The 18,478-nt window shown below is 57.7% G+C and carries 18 protein-coding genes and 1 pseudogene; 3 read left to right on the top strand and 16 right to left on the bottom strand.

What is annotated here, in order from left to right:
• Nucleotides 1-174: 174 nt before the first annotated feature.
• Nucleotides 175-1,071, bottom strand: a complete 897-nt coding sequence (locus AC07W5_RS16140; RefSeq protein WP_008018080.1) for a LysR family transcriptional regulator — start codon at nucleotides 1,069-1,071, stop codon at nucleotides 175-177.
• A 103-nt stretch (nucleotides 1,072-1,174) separates the two neighbouring features.
• On the opposite strand from AC07W5_RS16140, the gene AC07W5_RS16135 reads away from it, so the two are divergent.
• Nucleotides 1,175-2,536: an MFS transporter gene (locus AC07W5_RS16135; protein ID WP_494991608.1), complete on the top strand. Its 1,362-nt coding sequence runs from the start codon at nucleotides 1,175-1,177 to the stop codon at nucleotides 2,534-2,536.
• On the opposite strand, the gene AC07W5_RS16130 is transcribed toward AC07W5_RS16135, so the two are convergent.
• Nucleotides 2,499-3,374, bottom strand: coding sequence for a LysR family transcriptional regulator (locus tag AC07W5_RS16130; protein WP_494991607.1), 876 nt, complete (start codon nucleotides 3,372-3,374; stop codon nucleotides 2,499-2,501). The genes AC07W5_RS16135 and AC07W5_RS16130 overlap by 38 nt on opposite strands.
• Nucleotides 3,375-3,556: 182 nt before the next feature.
• On the opposite strand from AC07W5_RS16130, the gene AC07W5_RS16125 reads away from it, so the two are divergent.
• Nucleotides 3,557-4,495, top strand: a complete 939-nt coding sequence (locus AC07W5_RS16125) for a LysR family transcriptional regulator (protein ID WP_494991606.1) — start codon at nucleotides 3,557-3,559, stop codon at nucleotides 4,493-4,495.
• 12 nt (nucleotides 4,496-4,507) lie between these two features.
• On the opposite strand, the gene AC07W5_RS16120 is transcribed toward AC07W5_RS16125, so the two are convergent.
• From AC07W5_RS16120 to AC07W5_RS16110, 3 genes are read right to left on the bottom strand one after another with little or no spacing between them, the layout of a single operon-like run.
• Nucleotides 4,508-5,950 carry an MFS transporter gene (locus AC07W5_RS16120; RefSeq protein WP_494991605.1) on the bottom strand — a complete coding sequence of 481 codons (1,443 nt, stop codon included), beginning with the start codon at nucleotides 5,948-5,950 and terminating at the stop codon, nucleotides 4,508-4,510.
• Between the two features lie 56 nt (nucleotides 5,951-6,006).
• Nucleotides 6,007-6,822, bottom strand: a complete 816-nt coding sequence (aroE, locus tag AC07W5_RS16115) for a shikimate dehydrogenase (RefSeq protein ID WP_494991604.1) — start codon at nucleotides 6,820-6,822, stop codon at nucleotides 6,007-6,009.
• Nucleotides 6,823-6,842: 20 nt separating this feature from the next.
• On the bottom strand, nucleotides 6,843-7,607 hold the full coding sequence (locus AC07W5_RS16110) for an SDR family oxidoreductase (RefSeq protein WP_494991603.1): 765 nt from the start codon (nucleotides 7,605-7,607) through the stop codon (nucleotides 6,843-6,845).
• Nucleotides 7,608-7,749: 142 nt separating this feature from the next.
• Here AC07W5_RS16110 and AC07W5_RS16105 point away from each other — a divergent pair, with 142 nt between their 5' ends.
• Entirely contained in the window at nucleotides 7,750-8,658 is a 909-nt protein-coding gene (locus AC07W5_RS16105; RefSeq protein WP_494991602.1) for a LysR family transcriptional regulator, read from the top strand.
• 31 nt (nucleotides 8,659-8,689) lie between these two features.
• Here the strand turns inward: AC07W5_RS16105 and AC07W5_RS16100 are convergent, their stop codons facing one another.
• The 11 genes and pseudogenes from AC07W5_RS16100 to dmpH form a co-directional block, all read right to left on the bottom strand.
• Nucleotides 8,690-9,598 carry a LysR family transcriptional regulator gene (locus AC07W5_RS16100; RefSeq protein WP_494991733.1) on the bottom strand — a complete coding sequence of 303 codons (909 nt, stop codon included), beginning with the start codon at nucleotides 9,596-9,598 and terminating at the stop codon, nucleotides 8,690-8,692.
• Nucleotides 9,599-9,701: 103 nt separating this feature from the next.
• A complete protein-coding gene (locus AC07W5_RS16095; RefSeq protein WP_494991732.1) occupies nucleotides 9,702-10,094 on the bottom strand; it encodes a nuclear transport factor 2 family protein in 393 nt (130 codons plus the stop codon).
• A 54-nt stretch (nucleotides 10,095-10,148) separates the two neighbouring features.
• Nucleotides 10,149-10,613 (bottom strand): SRPBCC family protein, encoded by a 465-nt coding sequence (locus AC07W5_RS16090; protein ID WP_310058270.1) that lies wholly within the window; start codon nucleotides 10,611-10,613, stop codon nucleotides 10,149-10,151.
• 74 nt (nucleotides 10,614-10,687) lie between these two features.
• Nucleotides 10,688-11,452, bottom strand: a complete 765-nt coding sequence (locus AC07W5_RS16085) for an SDR family NAD(P)-dependent oxidoreductase (protein WP_216743076.1) — start codon at nucleotides 11,450-11,452, stop codon at nucleotides 10,688-10,690.
• A 98-nt stretch (nucleotides 11,453-11,550) separates the two neighbouring features.
• A pseudogene (locus AC07W5_RS16080) lies at nucleotides 11,551-11,992 on the bottom strand (hydroxymethylglutaryl-CoA lyase-like TIM-barrel protein); the annotation flags it as partial.
• A 159-nt stretch (nucleotides 11,993-12,151) separates the two neighbouring features.
• Nucleotides 12,152-13,594 (bottom strand): NADP-dependent succinate-semialdehyde dehydrogenase, encoded by a 1,443-nt coding sequence (gene gabD / locus AC07W5_RS16075; RefSeq protein ID WP_494991601.1) that lies wholly within the window; start codon nucleotides 13,592-13,594, stop codon nucleotides 12,152-12,154.
• Between the two features lie 40 nt (nucleotides 13,595-13,634).
• A complete protein-coding gene (locus AC07W5_RS16070) occupies nucleotides 13,635-15,278 on the bottom strand; it encodes an acetolactate synthase large subunit (protein WP_007938271.1) in 1,644 nt (547 codons plus the stop codon).
• A 173-nt stretch (nucleotides 15,279-15,451) separates the two neighbouring features.
• Nucleotides 15,452-16,471 (bottom strand): 4-hydroxy-2-oxovalerate aldolase, encoded by a 1,020-nt coding sequence (dmpG, locus tag AC07W5_RS16065; RefSeq protein WP_008018097.1) that lies wholly within the window; start codon nucleotides 16,469-16,471, stop codon nucleotides 15,452-15,454.
• A gap of 10 nt (nucleotides 16,472-16,481) precedes the next feature.
• On the bottom strand, nucleotides 16,482-17,420 hold the full coding sequence (locus AC07W5_RS16060; protein ID WP_494991600.1) for an acetaldehyde dehydrogenase (acetylating): 939 nt from the start codon (nucleotides 17,418-17,420) through the stop codon (nucleotides 16,482-16,484).
• Nucleotides 17,421-17,455: 35 nt separating this feature from the next.
• On the bottom strand, nucleotides 17,456-17,656 hold the full coding sequence (locus AC07W5_RS16055; protein ID WP_008055305.1) for a 2-hydroxymuconate tautomerase family protein: 201 nt from the start codon (nucleotides 17,654-17,656) through the stop codon (nucleotides 17,456-17,458).
• A 16-nt stretch (nucleotides 17,657-17,672) separates the two neighbouring features.
• The gene (gene dmpH, locus AC07W5_RS16050; protein ID WP_495023788.1) at nucleotides 17,673-18,476 is read right to left on the bottom strand and encodes a 2-oxo-3-hexenedioate decarboxylase; all 804 of its coding nucleotides are present in this window, start codon (nucleotides 18,474-18,476) and stop codon (nucleotides 17,673-17,675) included.
• Nucleotides 18,477-18,478: the final 2 nt, after the last annotated feature.

Genomic DNA, 18,478 nt, shown 5'->3' with positions numbered 1-18,478 from the left:
AGTTGGGCGAACTGTAGGTAGACCACTACTTATTGACTAGGCACGGAAATCACCAAGGACTGTTGCTCTCAAGCAACAATCACGGTGCAGGGGCTGTAAGGGCGATGACAGGCAAGGGTAAAAATTCAAGAGGCGGTTTATTCCGAATCTAACCACATCGGATATCCAGGTATGTCACCCATTGAAAACTGACATGATCAGACGCCGCAACCAAACACTTCTGGGGGCCTCGTGAAAACGAGCATGCCAGTACTGCTTGAGGTCGTAGCGTGGAATGTCCAAGGGAGGCTCAACCATTCGCACATTCAGATTATGCGTGCACATGTTCGCGACGGTACGTGGCAACACCACGATCAGATCAGAGCGTTCGATGATCGATGGCACACTCATGTAGTGAGACGTCTGCAGCACGATGTTCCGGTGGATACCTGCTTTGGTCAGGTGGGCTTCGAACATTTCCTGGCGACGACTGCCATCACGTACCTGCAGATGTTCCAGTGTGGTGAAATCCTCCAGGGACAGTTGTTCCCCTGCCAGCGGATGATCGAGGCGGATCAGGCAGACCAGGTCATGAGAGAACAATCGTTGCTGATATATGTTGGGGGTAGTGAGGTCGGGAAAATAGCCAAGCACCGCATCGACCCGGCCTTCATGCAGGTTCTCCACAAGCTCATCCGGTGCCAGGCTGACGGTTCGTATGCGCGTATTCGGTGCCGCGCTGCGCAGGCTTTGGAATAGCGCAGGTAGAAAGACCACTTCACCCACTTCGCTCAGACAAAAGACGAACTCCTGCTCGCTGGTGGCAGGGTCGAAAGTCGGGCCGCTGAGGATATCCCGGTCAATGATTTCGATCACCTCGCGGGTGCGTTCAATGATGCCTTGCGCACGTGGCGTCGCCTCCATCAGGTTGCCCGAGCGAATGAACAGCGGGTCGCCCAGTGAGTGACGCAGGCGGGCCAGTGCAGCACTGGTTGCGGGTTGGCTCATGCCTAGCCGCTTCGCCGCCGCGGTGACATTGCCGGTTTCATAAACGGCCAGCAGGACACGGAGCAAGTTGAGGTCGGTGCGCATAGATATAACAAAACCAGATAGTTTGAATAATTAGAATTGGCTTCCTTTATTTAATGCGCTTGGCGACGATCCCGTCCAGATAAAAAAAATAAAAGGTAGCCGCATGAATCCTGACAACGCCCGAATTGGCGAGATCATCGATAACGCGAAGATCTCGCCGTACCAGATCGTCATCCTTGCCTTGTGCTTCCTCATCGTCCTGGTGGATGGTTTCGATACCGCAGCCATTGGCTATATCGCTCCGTCACTGCGCGAAGAATGGGGTCTGTTGCCTGCCCAGTTGTCACCTGTTTTCGGGACTGGATTGTTCGGCCTGATGGTCGGCAGCCTGATACTGGGACCGGTTGCCGATGCCTTCGGGCGTAAACGCGTTTTACTGATTTCAGTGCTGGTGTTTGGTCTCGCCACCCTGGCCAGCGCCTTTACCCATTCGATCGAGTCACTTACGGTTTTGCGTTTCATCACTGGCATCGGCCTGGGTGGAGCGATGCCGGCGTGCATTGCCTTGAGCGCCGAATATTCACCTGCACGCCGACGCATGATCATGGTGACCTTGAGCTGGAGTGGCTTCACGGCTGGCCTTGCCTTGGGCGGCATGCTCGCCGCACAGATGATTCCGGCATTCGGCTGGCGTTCCGTTCTGGTGCTGGGTGGCGTCATGCCGCTAGCGTTACTGCCAGTGTTGGCCTGGCTAATGCCCGAGTCGGTTCGGTTCATGGCGTCCTCGACCAGGCACGCCGACGCCTTGCGGCGTGTGGTCGAACGCATCACCAGAAGGAACTGGTGCGGCGTAACTATCCTCGATGACGAGCGCCCGGCCCAGGTCAGGTCGCCGATCTCGCACCTGTTCATCGACGGTCGGTTGGTTCGAACACTGCTGCTGTGGATGACCTTCTTCTGCTCGCTCTTTGTGTTTTATCTGCTGACCAGTTGGCTGCCTACCCTGCTCAAAGAGGCCGGCTACGATATCGCTTACGCTTCGCGTATTGGCGCCATGGTGCCGCTGGGCGGTACCGTCGGCGCCATTCTCATGGCCCTGCTGATGGATCGCGTCGGTCCCTACCCTGTGCTGACGCTATCGTACTCGGTGACGGCTGTGGTAATTGCCGTCACGGGCTATCTGATGGGTGACCCCTATCAGTTGGCGGCAATTGTATTTCTCGTTGGTTTCGGTGTAGCCGGTGCTCAAAACGGACTCAACCTGGTCTCCGCCACCCTGTACCCCACGGCCGCTCGTGTGACCGGGGTGAGTTGGTCAATGGCCGTGGGCCGTTGCGGTTCGATAGTCGGCTCGACGCTAGGCGCCTGGTTTATTTCCGCCGCGGGCACATCACAGGTCTTCTTCCATTGGCTGGCACTCCCCGTACTGGTCGGCGCGACAGCCGTAGGTGGTCTTTATTGGCTCAGCCCCCATCGGAATCAGACAGTCAAGCCTGCACAAGATGCTCACGCAGAAACTCAATGAAACGTTGAGTTTTTGCGGGCAAAAGACGGGTTTCCGTGAGGGCATACACCTGGATCGAATTGGCGTGCCATTGGGGCAGTACCGGTTGCAGCAAGCCGTTGCGCAGATCCTCCGCTGCAATGCCTTCCGGCAGCACGGCGATCCCCAGATCCAGCGTTGCCAATCGACGAAGCATCCCGACGCTATTGAGTTGAAACCTTCCCCCCACTTCGATCTCCATCACTTCACCTGAATGAGAGAGCTGCCATTTACCGGCCTTTCGCAGTCGCAGGCATTCGTGATTTACCAGCTCAGACGGATCGCTGGGTGCTCCATTGAGTTCCAGATAACGAGGCGATGCGTACAAACGACGAGAGAGGCTAGCCAGCTTGCGTGCGATCAGATTCGAATCTGCCGGTTCGCCCATGCGGATGACCACATCGACGGGTTCGCTTACCAGATCGACCTGGCGTGGCGTGAGGTCGAATTCAAAGCTGATGCCGGGGTACCGTCGGGCGAACTCGGCGATGAGGGGGGCCAGGTAAATGTTGGCGAAATCCACAGGCAGTGACGCGCGCAAAAGGCCGCTTGGATGCGCGAGCATTTCACCCAACTGCTCGTGCGCCAGCCGCGCCTCGTCAACGATTCGCTTGCATCGGTCGAAGTACAACTGCCCTGCTTCGGTCAATTCGATCTTGCGCGTAGTGCGATTTAACAACCTCAAGCCAATGGCCTTTTCAAGCCCGCTGATGCGTCGCGACAAGGTTGAGTTCGGCATCGCCATCGCTTCTGCGGCCTTGCGAAAACTGTGGGCTTTGACGACCTCAACGAACAACGCCATGTCGTTCAGCAGTTCCATGTTGATTGCTCCAATGGTGGATCAGTCATTTCAATTATAGCTAGTTTATCCCGAATCAAGTTTGATCAATGATTGCTACATCAGCCTTCGAAGCCATTCCACACGCCTCGAACTCAATCAGTACAGCGCCAGGTTTCGTTGACGATTGCTCAACGGAGCACCCGTAGGAGAGCCTCAACTTCATGAAAGACCTTAATGACCTTTATTACTTCGTGCTGGTGGTCAAACATGGAGGGTTCTCGGCGGCGGCACGGGCAACGGGCATTGAAAAAACGTTGCTCAGTCGTCATGTCGCGGATCTGGAATTGCGAATGGGGGCCAGACTGTTACATCGCACAACGCGCCAGGTTTCACTGACCGAAGCCGGCCATCATTTCTTCACGCTCAGCCAACCCGTTGTAGAGGGGGCGCATACCGCCTATGAAAGTGTGGAGCATCTGCGACGAGAACCCGTCGGTTTGGTACGGTTGAGCTGCCCTCAGGTAATGGCGCAAAGTTATTTGGCCCCCCTGCTGCCTGGGTATATGGAAAAATATCCGAAGGTACGGCTCGAATTGAATGCGGTAGATCGAGAGGTCGACCTTTTTGAAGAGCGCTTCGATGTGGCCTTGCGATCGCGCGCCCGGATAGAAGAAACGGCCGGGTTGGTCGCAAAGGAATTAGGGGCAGCCAAACAGATTCTGGTAGCAAGCCCCCGCTTTCTCGATCGCGTCGGGCGGCCCGCCACCATCAAAGCCATTTCAGAAATCGAAACGCTTTCTCGTCCCGGTGACATCCATGATGGCGTCGGTCGCTGGTTCCTGCGCAATTCATCAGGTGAAGAGCTGCTGGTCAGCCATCAACCACGTCTCATCTGCGATGACTTGCGTATGCAGTTGGAGGCCGCTGTCAATGGTTTGGGTGTAGCTCTATTGCCGGAACCCATAGCCGCAGCCTCCGTGCGCGCAAAGGCTCTGGAAGTCGTCATTCCTTCCTGGACCGGTGCAACGCACATTATCCATCTGCTCTACCCCAAACCGAAAGGAATGTTGCCTTCCGTTCGCAGCCTGATCGACTATCTGAGCCTCCATTTACCCCAAAGCATCCAGCAACGAAGTATCACTGTTGAGCGGGTCGCTTGATGAGGGCAAAGGTCACGCTGGACGTGTGAGTGTGTTGGTTCTGGACTGGATAGGTATCGCCGTTCCGGCTCTGGCTAATTCCCAGGCATCACGAGGTTCGTCCAGGTCGCGGTTGAGGGTTTCCGGGGTCTTGAACGTGGTGTACAGGGTGATCAATGTGAGCAGGGTCAGGTAGCAGGCAATCGGCAGCCAGGATTTCACACCGGCGCTGGCGTCGCCATTGTGGCTCGCCACGACCAGGGCGATGATGCCGGCACCGATCATCGGCGCAATGCCACCCGCGATCACTGCCGACGCTTCCCGGGCGATCGACACACCCATGTAACGGTGACGCGAGCCGAACAGCTCAGGCATTAGCGCTGCCTGGGTGCCGAACATGCCCCAGGTACCGATGCCCAGCGCGATGGAAATGGCAATGATGCTCGCCACCACATTACCCTGACTCAGTATCCACCACACCGGGAAGGCCAGTGCCAGTTGCAACAGCGCGAAGGCGCGATAGACCACCACGCGACCAAAGCGATCACTGAGTTTGCCAGCCATCGGCACGGTCATCGCTCCAAGGCTGGCTGCACAGATCAGTGTCAGCACGCCCACTGGCCCCTTCAGACCTACCACGCCTACGATGTAGCTCACAGCCAGGGCCTGGTAAATCGATGAACCTCCGTTTTCCGCCAGGCGCAGTCCGATGCCGATCAGCAAGGTGGGTTTGGAGTGTTCCATGGCACTTTTCAGCGGGTTAACGCATACGCGTTTGAGCGCCTTGAGGCGGATAAAGGTCGGCGATTCCTTGAGTGACAGACGCATGTACAAGCCCAGTGCAACGATCACCACGCTGCTGAAAAACGGCATACGCCACAGCCCGCTGTCGATAACGTTGTCATTGCCGCTGACCACCAGGAAATACACCAGCGCCGCGAGGATGGTGCCCAATTGGATGCCGAGGAACGGCAAGGCGGCATAGAAGCCGCGCCGCCCCTCAGGGGCGTACTCGGTCATCATCACTGCAGCTCCAGCCTGCTCTGCACCAGCGCCCAGTCCCTGCAAAAGACGCAGGATCACCAGCAGTACCGGTGCCAGATAGCCGACCTGATGGAAGGTGGGCAGTGCACCAATCAAGGTGCTGGAAATGCCCATCAGTAACACCGTCGACGCCAGCACGAACTTACGTCCTACACGGTCACCGACCATGCCGAACAGTACCCCGCCCAACGGCCGTATCGCAAAGCCCAGGAAGTAGGTGCCGAAACTGGCGATCAGGCTCATGGCGCGGGTCTGTTCCGGAAAGAACAGCGGTCCGAAGATCAGCGCCGAGGCCAAGGTGTAAAGCGCGAAGTCGTAGTATTCCAGGGCACTGCCCAGAGAGCAGGACCAGGCTGCACGGTGCAAGTCTTTCTTGCGCTCGCACGCGTCGGGGATCAAAGCGATGTCGGATGGAGAATGATCGTGAGTCATCGTCGTGCCTCCAGGTGCCTTTATGGCATCTTGTTATTGACAGGTAGTTGGGATGCTTACAATTTCAACCGCTGTATTTCCTGGAGCATGGCCTGCTCCATGATGTCAATAGGCGCATCTTTCCCGGTGTACAACTCGATTTGCCGACAAGCCTGGTGCACCAACATGCGGGTGCCGGCCACGGTGCTGCAACCCAGCGCTTTGGCTTGCAGCAGCAGAGCGGTCTGCACCGGCATGAACGCCACATCCATGACAATCAGGTGGCTGGACAGGCGGCCGTCCAATGGGTTGCTGTCCGGCTGTTTGAAGCCCACCGAGGTAGCGTTGATGACGATATCGAAGGTCTTGGCCGTGAACGTCTCGACGCTGCCGCCCCACCGGGCACCCAGATCCTCCGCCAGGGCGGCACCGCGCTCGAGACTGCGGTTGAACACCGTGACCTCGGCCGCCTCTTGCAGGCAACCGTAGACAACCGCACGAGCAGCACCGCCAGCACCGATCACGGCGATACGCTTGTCGCTCAGCTCGGTGACTTCCTGCAGGGCGCGGACAGCGCCTAGGTAGTCGGTGTTGTAGCCGGTCAGTACACCGTCGACGTTGTTGATGGTGTTGACCGCGCCAATCACATGGGCCGATTCGTCGATCCTGTCCAGATGAGGCATCACTACAGTTTTGTAAGGCATGGAAACGTTCATGCCGCGCACGCCGAGCGCGCGAATCGCCGCCACGGCGGCAACCGGATCTTCGACGCCAAAACAGACAAAGGTGTAGTCCAGGCCCAGGGCCGCGTAGGCGGCGTTATGGATCTTTGCCGAGAGTGAAAAAGGCGAACCCATGATTGAGCCGCAGAGGATGGGCAGGGATTGAGGCATGTGGGTGTCCTTCACGAGAGTTAGACGACGCTGGTCAAGCCACCATCGACGAAAAGTGTCTGGCCATTAACGAAGTCGGAGGCTGACGACGCGAGGAAAACTGCCGCGCCGCACAGCTCCTCTGCCCTGCCCCAGCGCCCGGCGGGAGTACGCTGCACCAGCCAGTCGGAGAAAGCCGGGTCGTCGACCAGCGCCTGGTTAAGCTCAGTCCGAAAATATCCGGGGGCCAGGGCGTTGATATGCAGGCCATGACCGGCCCAGTCGGCACACATGCCACGGGTTAGCATGCGCACGGCGCCCTTGCTGGCGGCATAGGGGGCGATGGAGCGGCGGGCCAGTTCGCTTTGCACCGAGCCGATATTGATAATCTTGCCGCGCCGGCGAGCGATCATGTGGCGAGCCACCGCCTTGGACACATTAAATACGCCATCGAGGTTGGTGCTCATCAGTCGATGCCAGTCTTTCGCACTGACATCTTCAAGTGCCTGGCGATGCTGCAACCCGGCGTTGTTGATCAGAATGTCTATCGGACCCAGGCGGTTTTCCAGCACATCGATGGCGGTTGCGACGGCCTGGTGGTCGGTCACGTCGAACACCGAGTATTGGGCGTCCAGGCCTTCATCGCGTAACAGCGCGCAGGCGCTTTGCGCGCGTTCGGCATCGCGGCCATTGAGCACCACCTGAGCGCCCGCCTGTGCCAGTCCACGGGCCAAGGCCAAGCCGATGCCGCGCACTGAGCCGGTGATCAGCGCCCGACGCCGGTTCAGGCGAAAGTTATCGATCATGTGTGTCTCCCTGTCCTGGATTTACGAATGGGCCATAACGCCACTTTCAACCGCTACCGCTGCGGCATGCCAATCGTTTATGGTGATGCCGTGATCACGGTATGTGATCACCAAACAGGCTGTAGCGAATCGGGAGCGTCAAGTGGAACTCAAACATCTGCGCGCTTTTGCGGTCTTGGCCGAAGAGCTGCACTTTGGCCGCGCGGCGGCGCGCCTGCATATTGTCCAGCCGGCCTTGAGTGCGCAAATACGTGCTCTGGAAGAAGATGTCGGGGCGCAGTTGTTCGAGCGTGACCGGCACCGGGTCGAATTGACCGAAGAGGGGGCGCTGTTTCTGCCCGAGGCCCTGGCGACCCTACGCCAGGTCGGACGCGCGCGTGAGGTGTTGCAGCAGGCCGCGGCCGGAGAAGTCGGGGTGTTGCGTCTGGCATTTGTGTCTTCAACGTTATCGCACTTGTTGCCGGTGCTCGTGCGTACATTGGAGGAGCGCTACCCGCGTATCGAACTGGACCTCAAGGACATGCCTTCACTGCCGCAGGCCCGGGCCTTGCTGGACAATGCCCTGGATTTTGGCTTGGTACGCCTGCCCTTGAGTCTGCCTGGTGTGCACACGCGCCTGCTTTTCGAGGAATCGCTGGTGGTGGCGCTGCCGCAAGATCATCCGCTGTGCACCCTACGTCGTATCAAGCCTCAGGATCTGGTCGGATGTCCGACGCTGGTGCTGGCGCGCAAGTTCGCTCCCGGTTTGTATGACCAGATGCTGACGGGTTTCCACCGACGCAAGATCACCCTAACGATTGCCCGGGAGATGGGCGAGTTCACCACCCAGTTGGCCTTGGTGGCCGCCGGCTTGGGCGTCGGCATCCTGCCAAGCGGTGCCGCATCGGCACTACCAATCGGCGTCGTGACCCGGCCACTGACACTGGCTATGAGCGGTGCGGGCATCGGCGTGGCCTGGACCGGCCTGGAAAATCCACGCAAGCGCGCGCTGATGCAGGTGCTCGACGAACTCTATCCCGCGCCGAGCCCTGAACTTACTCAGGGGTTGTAGGGAAGATGGCCGAGGTTTCCTCTGAAAGCGACTATCGCCAGGCTGATTGTTGACTGCGCAGGACCTGGCCGACCATTTCCCTCAACCACTTGTTCTGAGGGTCTCGGTGAAATCGGTCATGCCAATACAGATCAATCTCGAACGAGGGTATTTGCAGTGGCAGAGGGTGTATGACTAGAGGATAAAAGCGCGCCAGGGTTTTACCCAAGGCAATAGGCAGCGTCCATATCATGTCGGTATCGAGCAGCAAGTGCGGACCAGACAAGAACTGAGGGGTGCGCATTTTAATGCAGTCTCTGCCGCCCGCATCGATCAAGGCACGCTCCAGTGCCTGGTGGCCGCTACCCCCGGATTCCACCAACAAATGCTCACTGGTGACAAACGCTTCAAGGCTCAAACCGCGATGGGCCAAGGGGTGGTCTTTGCGCATGGCACAGACGTAATGCTGAGAAATAACCGGGGTTCGGTGAATGTCAGTCTGAAGGGTCGGCATAAAGCCGAGCGCCAGGTCTATCCTGCCAGTGGACAGGCCATTAAGCGTCTCATCCATCCCACCCACAACGGTGTGTATCCGCGCTTTAGGTGCAACCCTGGACAATTCGCTCAAGATGGGTGGCAAACAAACGACCTCGCCAATGTCGCGCATTCTAAAAATGAATGATTTTTCACAAACTTTCGGATCAAACACCGGCATTTGGCATCCAGCCTCCCTGACCATCGCAAGGGATGCCAACAGTCGCGGCGCGATATGGACACAAAACGGTGTGGGCTCCATTCGGCGACCGACCAGCGTAAACAACCTGTCTCCATAGTCGTTTCGCAACCGTTTTAGCGAACCGCTGACGGCTGCCTGCGTAACCCCCAGATTCTGCGCCGCAATGGAAGCTGAGTGGTCTCGCCACAATGCCTCAAAGGTATAGAGCAGATTCAAATCCTTCATCGAAATGCCTTGACTGAAATTCGCAAACCAAAACACTGCACTCGCCAGCAAAGCGGCGTGGGCTTCGACTGGCAAGTGCAGCTCAACTGGCACTCATAAGTGGTTATGCAGAAGCTTGGATAACATTACCCGCAGATGCGCCGCTGTACAGGGGCGAAATATCAATGTGTATTCGATAATCATTGATCAATCGGGAAGCATTGAAGTGAACAACGACACAACAAGGAACATTGATAATCGTGCCGTCATGCTGGGTGTAATAGGTATCAAAACGCATGATTGTCGTGTTGGCTTCGCTCCACACGCCTTGAAGAATGTGTTCCAGCGAGGCTATTTGGGTAAAAAATGACTCAATCGCCGCCCTGACACCCTCTTTCCCCACTACTTCCGGGGAATTGCCAAACCGAAACACGACGTCATCGGTCAGATAACTCAAAAAGCCTTCGACCGACATCCGATCGACACTTTCAAACATACCTGTCAATTCATGGTTCATTGCACGCCTCATTTCTTGTTTTTGTTTTTTCATTTCTGGTCGCTGCGGTGAATCTTATGCCGCTTTGCTGACCTTGTTACGGATGGCTTGCAGGGTGGATCGCACGGCGCTCAGGTAGGACGTCTGCATACCGGTTGAGAACTCGACTTCTTTCTCGCTGCCTGCCGATACGCCCGGCAGGGAGAAATCGAAGGAGAAGCGCAGGTACAGTTCGCCATCCTCTTCCTCGATGACGTTCTTGATCACACCACGGGCATTACCGGAGAGGCGCACGAACTCGACTTGCTGCTCTTCAGTAAGAAGGACCATTTCCTGAAGGCGCTCACCGTAAAGCACCACTTCGCGGATAAAGGTATTGCCCTGGTCCTCAACGACATTACATTCGGTAATGGCATCAACGAACGGCACCGCATTGCGAGCCTTGCTCACCAACCCTTCCCATACCTGGCTGCGGTTCAGGTTCACACCGTCCGACTCCTCAGGGGCATTAACTTTCAAGCGACGACTTACATTGATCATGGGGTACTCCGGGGTTTCAGGTTCAAAAGTGACCGACTCCCTGTCGAGTGTCAGGGACAGTCTGTCAGGGGGTCTCAAACGGTGAGATAACCACCGTCTACGGCCATTGCCGTTCCGGTCACAAAACTGGCGTCATCGGACAGCAGCCATAGCGCAGCCTTGGCGATTTCTTCCGGTTTTCCGAAACGACCGATAGGGTGTCGTTCGCGCAATGCAGCGAACTGTTTGGCAAAATTCGGCTCTTCACTCGCACGCACGATCATCGGCGTTTCGATGATGCCTGGCATGATTGCGTTGACCCGGATATTGAGGGTGCCGTAGTCGACGGCGGCGGCCTTGGTCAAACCGACCACCCCATGCTTGGCAGCGATATAGTCCGACGCAGCGGCAATCGCTACCGAGCCCAGAGACGAAGCGGTATTCACGATGGCGCCACCGCCACTGTTCAACATGGCGCGGATCTGGTGCTTCATGCAGTAGAAAACACCGGTCAGGTCGATGCGGATAATGCGATCCCACGCCGCAGACGAGATTTCATGCAGAGGCAAATTGCTTTGCTCGACCCCTGCATTGTTGAACGCGCCATGCAGACGGCCAAATCGAGTGACGACATCATCGACTGCTGCGGCCACAGCATCTTCGTCGGTAACGTCGCAGGGGATTGAATAAACCTTGCCGCCGGCAGCCGTGACAGCACTGGCGGTTTCTTCGATGCCTGCGGTATCGCGATCAAGCAGCACAACCCTCGCGCCCGCTTTGGCAAAAGCCAGTGCCGAAGCACGGCCAATTCCGCCCGAGGCGCCAGTGATAATGATGTTCCGGTCGTCAAGGTTGCTCATATCCACACTCTCGTTTTGTAATGCCACTTACTGTATTTACCGGGGCAACGATCGAGAATCCCGTAAAACCACCAAAGACTGTTGCGCTGTTGCACCAATCAGCGGCGGGTCAAATCCAGCGCCACATCGACGATCATGTCCTCTTGCCCACAGACCATTTTTCGCCGACTCAATTCGACCAGGATGTCGACGGTACGCAACCCGTAGCGCTGGGCAGCCGCTTCGGCATGGCGAAGGAAGCTTGAGTAAACGCCGGCACAACCCATTGCCAGCGTTTCGCGATCAACGCGCACTGGACGGTCCTGCAGGGACGGATGATGTCATCGGCGGCATCCATCAGGGTGTACAGACCGGTGCTATGGTTCCAGCCCAGGCGCTCGGCTGCGGCGATGAACACCTCCAATGGTGTGTTGCCTGCACCGGCCCCCATTCCAGCCAGACTGGCGTCAACGCGATCACAACCCTGACCACCGCGACGATGGAGTTGGCAACGGCCAAGCTCAGGTTGTGGTGGGCATGGATACCCGTCTTCGCATGGGGGGCGTGGTTCAAGGATTAAGCGGCGCGGAAGCAACTGCGGCAGCATGCGATGATCGACTGCTACAGCGTTCCCGGCCACAAAGGATAGGTCCGTTTGAAGCGGCGCAAAGGGACAGCGCTCTCGTGCCCTTTGCGCTTGAAGCAATGCCTTTACCGAGCTTAGATGCCCAGGCAGAGGTATTTGATTTCCAAATAATCTTCGATGCCGTACTTGGAGCCTTCACGGCCCAGACCCGAGGCCTTGATGCCACCGAACGGCGCGACCTCGTTGGAGATCAACCCGGTGTTGACGCCGACCATGCCGTATTCCAGGGCTTCAGCTACACGGAACACACGGCCCAGGTCACGAGCGTAGAAGTACGAGGCCAGACCGAACTCGGTGTCGTTGGACATCGCGATCACGTCGGCTTCATCTTTGAAGCGGAACAGTGGCGCCAATGGACCGAAGGTTTCTTCCTTGGCCACGGCCGCGTTATTCGGCACGTTGGTCAGAATGGTCGGCTCGAAGAAGTTGCCTTCGATGGTGTTGCCACCGGCCAGTACCTGGGCGCCTTTGCTCAAGGCGTCGGCGATGTGTTCTTTGACCTTGGCCACGGCTTTTTCGTCGATCAGCGGACCAGTGGTGGTACCGGCTTCCAGACCGTTGCCGATCTTCAGTTTGGCCACAGCCACTTTCAGCTTCTCGGCGAATGCGTCGTAGACGCCGTCCTGAATGTACAGACGGTTGGCGCAGACGCAAGTCTGGCCGTTGTTGCGGTACTTGGAAATGATCGCGCCTTCGACGGCCTTATCCAGGTCTGCGTCGTCGAACACGATGAACGGCGCGTTGCCGCCCAGTTCCAGGGAAACTTTCTTGATGTCCTTGGCGCATTCGGCCATCAGTTGACGACCGATTTCGGTCGAACCGGTGAAGGACAGCTTGCGTACGATCGGGTTGCTGGTCAGTTCGCTGCCGATGTCGCCGGCGCTGCCGGATACAACGCTGAACACGCCAGCCGGGATACCGGCACGCTGGGCCAGTTCAGCCAGGGCGAAAGCGGAGAACGGAGTTTGCGAAGCAGGCTTGAGCACCATGGTGCAACCGGCAGCCAGAGCCGGGCCGGCTTTACGGGTGATCATTGCAGCCGGGAAGTTCCACGGGGTGATGGCAGCGGTCACGCCGATTGGCTGCTTGATCACGATCAGGCGCTTGTCTGGCTGGTGGCCCGGAATCACGTCACCGTAGATGCGCTTGGCTTCTTCGGCGAACCATTCGATGAAGGAAGCGGCGTAAACGATTTCGCCCTTGGCTTCGGCCAATGGCTTGCCTTGTTCCAGGGTCATCAGACGAGCCAGGTCATCCTGGTTCTCGATTATCAGTTCGAACCAGCGACGCAGTTTGGTCGCACGTTCTTTGGCGGTCAGTGCACGCCAGGCCGGCAGCGCTTTGTCAGCGGCTTCGATGGCTCGGCGGGTTTCGGCAGCGCCCATTTTCGGCACGGTGCCCAGAATTTCGCCCGTTGCCGGGTTGTTGACCTTGATCGTCTGACCATTGTCCGCATCGACCCAAGCGCCATCGATGAAGGCTTGCTGGCGGAACAACTGAGTGTCTTTAAGCTGCATGACGTTTCCTTTTCTGAATGAGGGGTTGGCGAGCGTTGGCTTAAACCAAAGCGCTACGTCTTTTCAGCTCATGGTTCAGAATGAAATCGTTCTCGGAGTAATCCACCGGGCAATCGATAACGTGCACACCTGGCTCACTGATGCAGCGCTGCAGTAGCGGCAAAAAGCCTTCGGCGCTTTCTACCCGGTGGCCCTTGGCACCATAGCTTCGCGCATACATGACGAAATCCGGGTTGCCGTAGTCCAGCCCAAAATCAGTGAACCCCATGTTGGACTGCTTCCAACGGATCATGCCGTAGCCATCATCGCGTAGGATAATGACCGTCAGGTTCATCTTCAAACGTACGGCGGTTTCCAGCTCCTGGCTGTTCATCATGAAGCCGCCGTCACCGCACACAGCTACCACAGGACGATCCGGATAGACCAAATGTGAAGCCATCGCCGAAGGCAGGCCCGCACCCATCGTTGCCAAGGCATTGTCTAACAGTACGGTGTTGGGTTTATGTGCCTTGTAGTTGCGCGCGAACCAGATTTTGTAGATGCCGTTATCCAGAGCCACGATGCCTTCGGAGGGCATGGCACGACGCACGTCGGCGACAAAGCGCTGCGGGTAGATCGGGAAACGGTTGTCGTCCGCGCCTTCGATCACTTGGGCCTCGTTGGATTCACGGATCGTCATAAGGCGGGTGAAGTCCCAGTGTGAAGTGTCATTCAAGGACTCGCCGATCTGCCAAACAGCATTGGCGATATCGCCGATCACTTCGACCTGTGGGAAGTACACCGGATCGACCTCGGCGGAGCGGAAGTTGATGTGGATGACTTCGGTGCCGCCACGGACCATGAAAAATGGCGGTTTCTCAATCACGTCGTGGCCAATGTTTACGATCAGATCAGCCGCCTCGACGGCACGGTGCACGAAGTCGCCGGAAGACAGTGCGGCATTGCCAAGGAAGCGTGGATGACGCTCATCTACCACGCCTTTGCCCATCTGAGTGGTGACAAAAGGGATGCCGGTCTTGTCGATCAGTTGCTTGAGTACCTTGGCAGTCATCTTGCGATTGGCGCCGGCACCAATCACCAGGATCGGGCTACGGGCTGTCTGCAATTTCTCGACTGCGGCCTCGATGGCCTTGTGTTCGGCCAGTGGGCGACGATGCAGGCTCGGAGGAATTGGCCGGCTTTCGGTCTGCTCCGCGGCGATGTCCTCGGGAAGTTCAAGATGAACCGCTCCGGGCTTTTCTTCCTCAGCAAGGCGAAAGGCTTCACGCACACGCGAGGGAATGTTGTCAGCGGACGCCAACTGGTGGGTGTACTTGGTCAGCGGTTGCATCATCCCAACAACATCAAGAATCTGGAAACGGCCCTGCTTGGACTTTTTGATTGGCTTCTGCCCGGTAATCATGAGCATTGGCATTCCACCCAAGTAGGCATAGGCGCCAGCAGTGACCAGGTTCGTAGCGCCAGGGCCAAGGGTCGATAAGCTGACTCCCGTTTTGCCGGTTAACCGGCCATAGGTTGCCGCCATGAAACCAGCCGATTGCTCATGTCGAGTGAGAACGAGCCGGATGTTGGAGCGCCTGAGTGATTCAAGTAAATCCAGGTTCTCTTCACCAGGAATCCCGAACACGAACTCTACGCCCTCATTCTCGAGGCACTGCACTACGACGTCTGAAGCCTTGAGCATTTCACTCTCCTCTAAAATCATGTATCCGCGCTTGAGATGCAACCTTGGACAATTCGCTTACGATGGATATTCAGAAACCAAAACACTGCACTTGCCAGCAAAGCGACGTGGGCTTCGACCGGCAGGTGCAGTAAAACTGGAATTCTTTAGTGTTATGCGGACGCGTGGATAACTCAACGTCTTGTCAGGTCCAGTGCCACATCGACGATCATGTCCTCTTGCCCACCGACCATTTTTCGCCGTCCCAATTCGACCAGGATGTCGACGGTACGCAACCCGTAGCGCTGGGCCGCCGCTTCGGCATGACGCAGGAAGCTGGAGTAAACGCCTGCATAACCCAGCGCCAGCGTCTCGCGATCTACCCGCACCGGACGGTCCTGCAGCGGACGGATGATGTCATCGGCGGCATCCATCAAGGTGTAGAGGTCGGTGCCATGATTCCAGCCCAGTCGCTCGGCGGCAGCGATGAACACCTCCAATGGCGCGTTGCCCGCCCCCGCCCCCATGCCAGCCAGGCTGGCGTCAATGCGGTCACAGCCCTCTTCCACCGCGACGATGGAGTTGGCCACGCCCAGGCTTAAGTTGTGGTGGGCGTGCATGCCGGTTTCGGTTTCCGGCTTGAGCACCGCCTTGAACGCACGGAAACGCTCGCGGATGTCCTGCATGTTCATCGCCCCACCGGAGTCGGCCATGTACACGCAGGTCGCGCCGTAGCTCTCCATCAACTTGGCTTGGGCAGCCAACTGCTCGGCCGGAATCATGTGGCTCATCATCAGGAAACCGACGGTGTCCATGCCCAGCTCGCGGGCATATTCGATGTGCTGTTTCGACACATCGGCCTCGGTGCAATGAGTGGCGATGCGCACCACCCGGGCACCGGCGTTGTAGGCTGCTTTCAAGTCATGCACGGTGCCGATGCCAGGCAACAACAAGGTAGTGATCTTGGCGTGGCTGATCACATCGGCGGCGGCTTCGATCCATTCCAGGTCGGTGTGCGCCGCGAAGCCGTAGTTGAAGCTCGACCCTTGCAGGCCATCACCATGCGCCACTTCGATCGAATCGACCTTGGCTTTGTCCAAGGCGCGGGCAATGTCCTGCACGTTTTGCAGCGAATACTGGTGACGAATCGCGTGGCTGCCGTCGCGCAGGGTTACGTCGGAGATATAAATTTTTTTGCCGGGATTGAAAGTCATGACGGTCTCCTCAGGCGTTGAGCATCGACTGCGCCATGCGCTCGGCGGTGGCCAAGGCAGCGGAAGTCATGATGTCGAGGTTGCCGGCATAGGCTGGCAGGTAGTGGGCGGCGCCTTCGACTTCAAGGAACACTGAGGTCTTGAGGCCGGAGAACTTACCAAGACCCGGTATGTTCAGTGGTGCGTCTTCAGGGATGACGTCGAACTGGACTTTTTGCTTGAGGCGATAGCCCGGCACATAGGCCTGTACGGCGGCCGCCATCTCTTCGATGGAGGCCTCGACCAGTGTCTGATCAGCGGCTTCGGACAGCACAAACACCGTGTCACGCATCATCAGCGGCGGTTCGGCCGGGTTCATCACGATGATCGCCTTGCCCTTGGATGCGCCGCCGATCGCTTCGATAGCCTTGGAGGTGGTTTCGGTGAATTCGTCGATGTTGGCACGAGTGCCAGGACCCGCGGACTTGCTGGCGATCGAGGCGACAATTTCGGCATAGTGCACCTTGGCCACACGTGATACCGCTGCGACCATGGGGATGGTCGCCTGGCCACCGCAGGTAACCATGTTGACGTTGAGTTGGCCGAGATTCTGTTCCAGATTGACCACCGGCACGCAATACGGGCCGATGGCTGCAGGTGTCAGGTCGATCAGACGGATGCCGGGTTTGATCGAGCGCAGGAAGGCATCGTTTTTCACGTGGGCGCCGGCCGAGGTGGCATCGAAGACGAAATCGATGTCCTTGAATACGTCCATGCGGGTCAGGCCTTCAACCCCTTCATGGGTCACCGCCACACCCATGCGTTGAGCGCGGGCCAAACCATCAGAGGTCGGGTCGATGCCGACCATGGCGGCCATTTTCAGGTGCTTGCCGTGACGCAAAATCTTGATCATCAGGTCAGTGCCGATGTTGCCCGAGCCGATGATGGCGACGCTTATTGGATTGCTCATTGTTATTGTGTCCTGTCGTTGCACACAGCCTGGGATCAGGCGTTACCACGCCGGCGTTCGGCAAGGGTCTTGCCACCCGCAGCCCACTGGGTTTCGGGAATCTCTTGAAGCAGCACACGGACGCTATCTACGGGCACATCGAGGCTTTGCGCGATGGCCTGGGTGACATTGACCAACAGCGCATGCTTCTTCTCTTCACTGCGTCCTTCGGCGAGGTGGATCATTGCGATAGGCATGGTCGATAGCTCCGGATCAACGCTGGCTGGACGAAGTGAAGCGCATGGAGACGCTGCCCAAATGCTGGTAGCGGACGGTGATGTTGTCCCCGGCAGCAACGGCAATGGCCTCGGTGATGCCGCCGGTCATGATGAAGCAGCCCGCCGGTAGTTCACGCCCCTTGGCACCGAGCATGTTGGCCAGCATGGCGACGCTCTGCGCCGGGTGCCCGAGCACCGCGGCGCCGGCACCGGTGGCGACTACTTCGCCGTTCTTCTCCAGCACCACACCCAGGCATTTAAGGTCAATGCCCTGCACGCCGCTCATTTGTCCGCCGGTGACAAAACGTGCCGAAGACGTGTTGTCGGCAATGACGCTCTTGAGATCGAAGCGGAAGTTCTCGTAGCGCGAGTCGATCACTTCGACTGCCGGCAAAATAAAATCGGTGGCCGCCAATACATCGCCAACATGCACGCCCGGTCCCTTGAGCGGATGCTTGAGGACAAAGGCGATTTCTGCTTCGACCTTGGGATGGATCAACCCGTCAACATCGATAGCCGCGCCGTCCAGGCAAGAGCCGTAGTCCGTAAGGAAGCCGTGGATCGGGTCAGTGACCCCCATTTGCTTCATTTTTGTGAAAGACGTCAGGCCCATTTTCAGGCCGGCGATACGTACACCGCGTGACTCTTTGCGTTGGCGAATGGTGTCCTGAATGGCGTAGGCGTCTTCCCAGTCCATGTCCGGGTGGGCGTCGGTAATCTTGGCCACCGCCTCACGGTTGAGCTCGGCGTTTTCCAGGTGTTCGGCCAGTTGGGCGATAGTGCTTGCAGAGAGATTCATAA

The organism is Pseudomonas sp. GW821-FHT01E05, from assembly GCF_059422425.1.
The sequence above is the reverse complement of the archived record's forward strand: the minus strand, read 5'-3'. Positions and strand labels throughout refer to the sequence as shown.

Coding starts and splice junctions, on each gene's coding strand:
- AC07W5_RS16140 (WP_008018080.1), bottom strand. CDS start 1,071: ATGCGCACCGACCTCAACTTGCTCCGTGTCCTGCTGGCCGTTTATGAA.
- AC07W5_RS16135 (WP_494991608.1), top strand. CDS start 1,175: ATGAATCCTGACAACGCCCGAATTGGCGAGATCATCGATAACGCGAAG.
- AC07W5_RS16130 (WP_494991607.1), bottom strand. CDS start 3,374: ATGGAACTGCTGAACGACATGGCGTTGTTCGTTGAGGTCGTCAAAGCC.
- AC07W5_RS16125 (WP_494991606.1), top strand. CDS start 3,557: ATGAAAGACCTTAATGACCTTTATTACTTCGTGCTGGTGGTCAAACAT.
- AC07W5_RS16120 (WP_494991605.1), bottom strand. CDS start 5,950: ATGACTCACGATCATTCTCCATCCGACATCGCTTTGATCCCCGACGCG.
- aroE (WP_494991604.1), bottom strand. CDS start 6,822: ATGCCTCAATCCCTGCCCATCCTCTGCGGCTCAATCATGGGTTCGCCT.
- AC07W5_RS16110 (WP_494991603.1), bottom strand. CDS start 7,607: ATGATCGATAACTTTCGCCTGAACCGGCGTCGGGCGCTGATCACCGGC.
- AC07W5_RS16100 (WP_494991733.1), bottom strand. CDS start 9,598: ATGAAGGATTTGAATCTGCTCTATACCTTTGAGGCATTGTGGCGAGAC.
- AC07W5_RS16095 (WP_494991732.1), bottom strand. CDS start 10,094: ATGAACCATGAATTGACAGGTATGTTTGAAAGTGTCGATCGGATGTCG.
- AC07W5_RS16090 (WP_310058270.1), bottom strand. CDS start 10,613: ATGATCAATGTAAGTCGTCGCTTGAAAGTTAATGCCCCTGAGGAGTCG.
- AC07W5_RS16085 (WP_216743076.1), bottom strand. CDS start 11,452: ATGAGCAACCTTGACGACCGGAACATCATTATCACTGGCGCCTCGGGC.
- gabD (WP_494991601.1), bottom strand. CDS start 13,594: ATGCAGCTTAAAGACACTCAGTTGTTCCGCCAGCAAGCCTTCATCGAT.
- AC07W5_RS16070 (WP_007938271.1), bottom strand. CDS start 15,278: ATGCTCAAGGCTTCAGACGTCGTAGTGCAGTGCCTCGAGAATGAGGGC.
- dmpG (WP_008018097.1), bottom strand. CDS start 16,471: ATGACTTTCAATCCCGGCAAAAAAATTTATATCTCCGACGTAACCCTG.
- AC07W5_RS16060 (WP_494991600.1), bottom strand. CDS start 17,420: ATGAGCAATCCAATAAGCGTCGCCATCATCGGCTCGGGCAACATCGGC.
- AC07W5_RS16055 (WP_008055305.1), bottom strand. CDS start 17,656: ATGCCTATCGCAATGATCCACCTCGCCGAAGGACGCAGTGAAGAGAAG.
- dmpH (WP_495023788.1), bottom strand. CDS start 18,476: ATGAATCTCTCTGCAAGCACTATCGCCCAACTGGCCGAACACCTGGAA.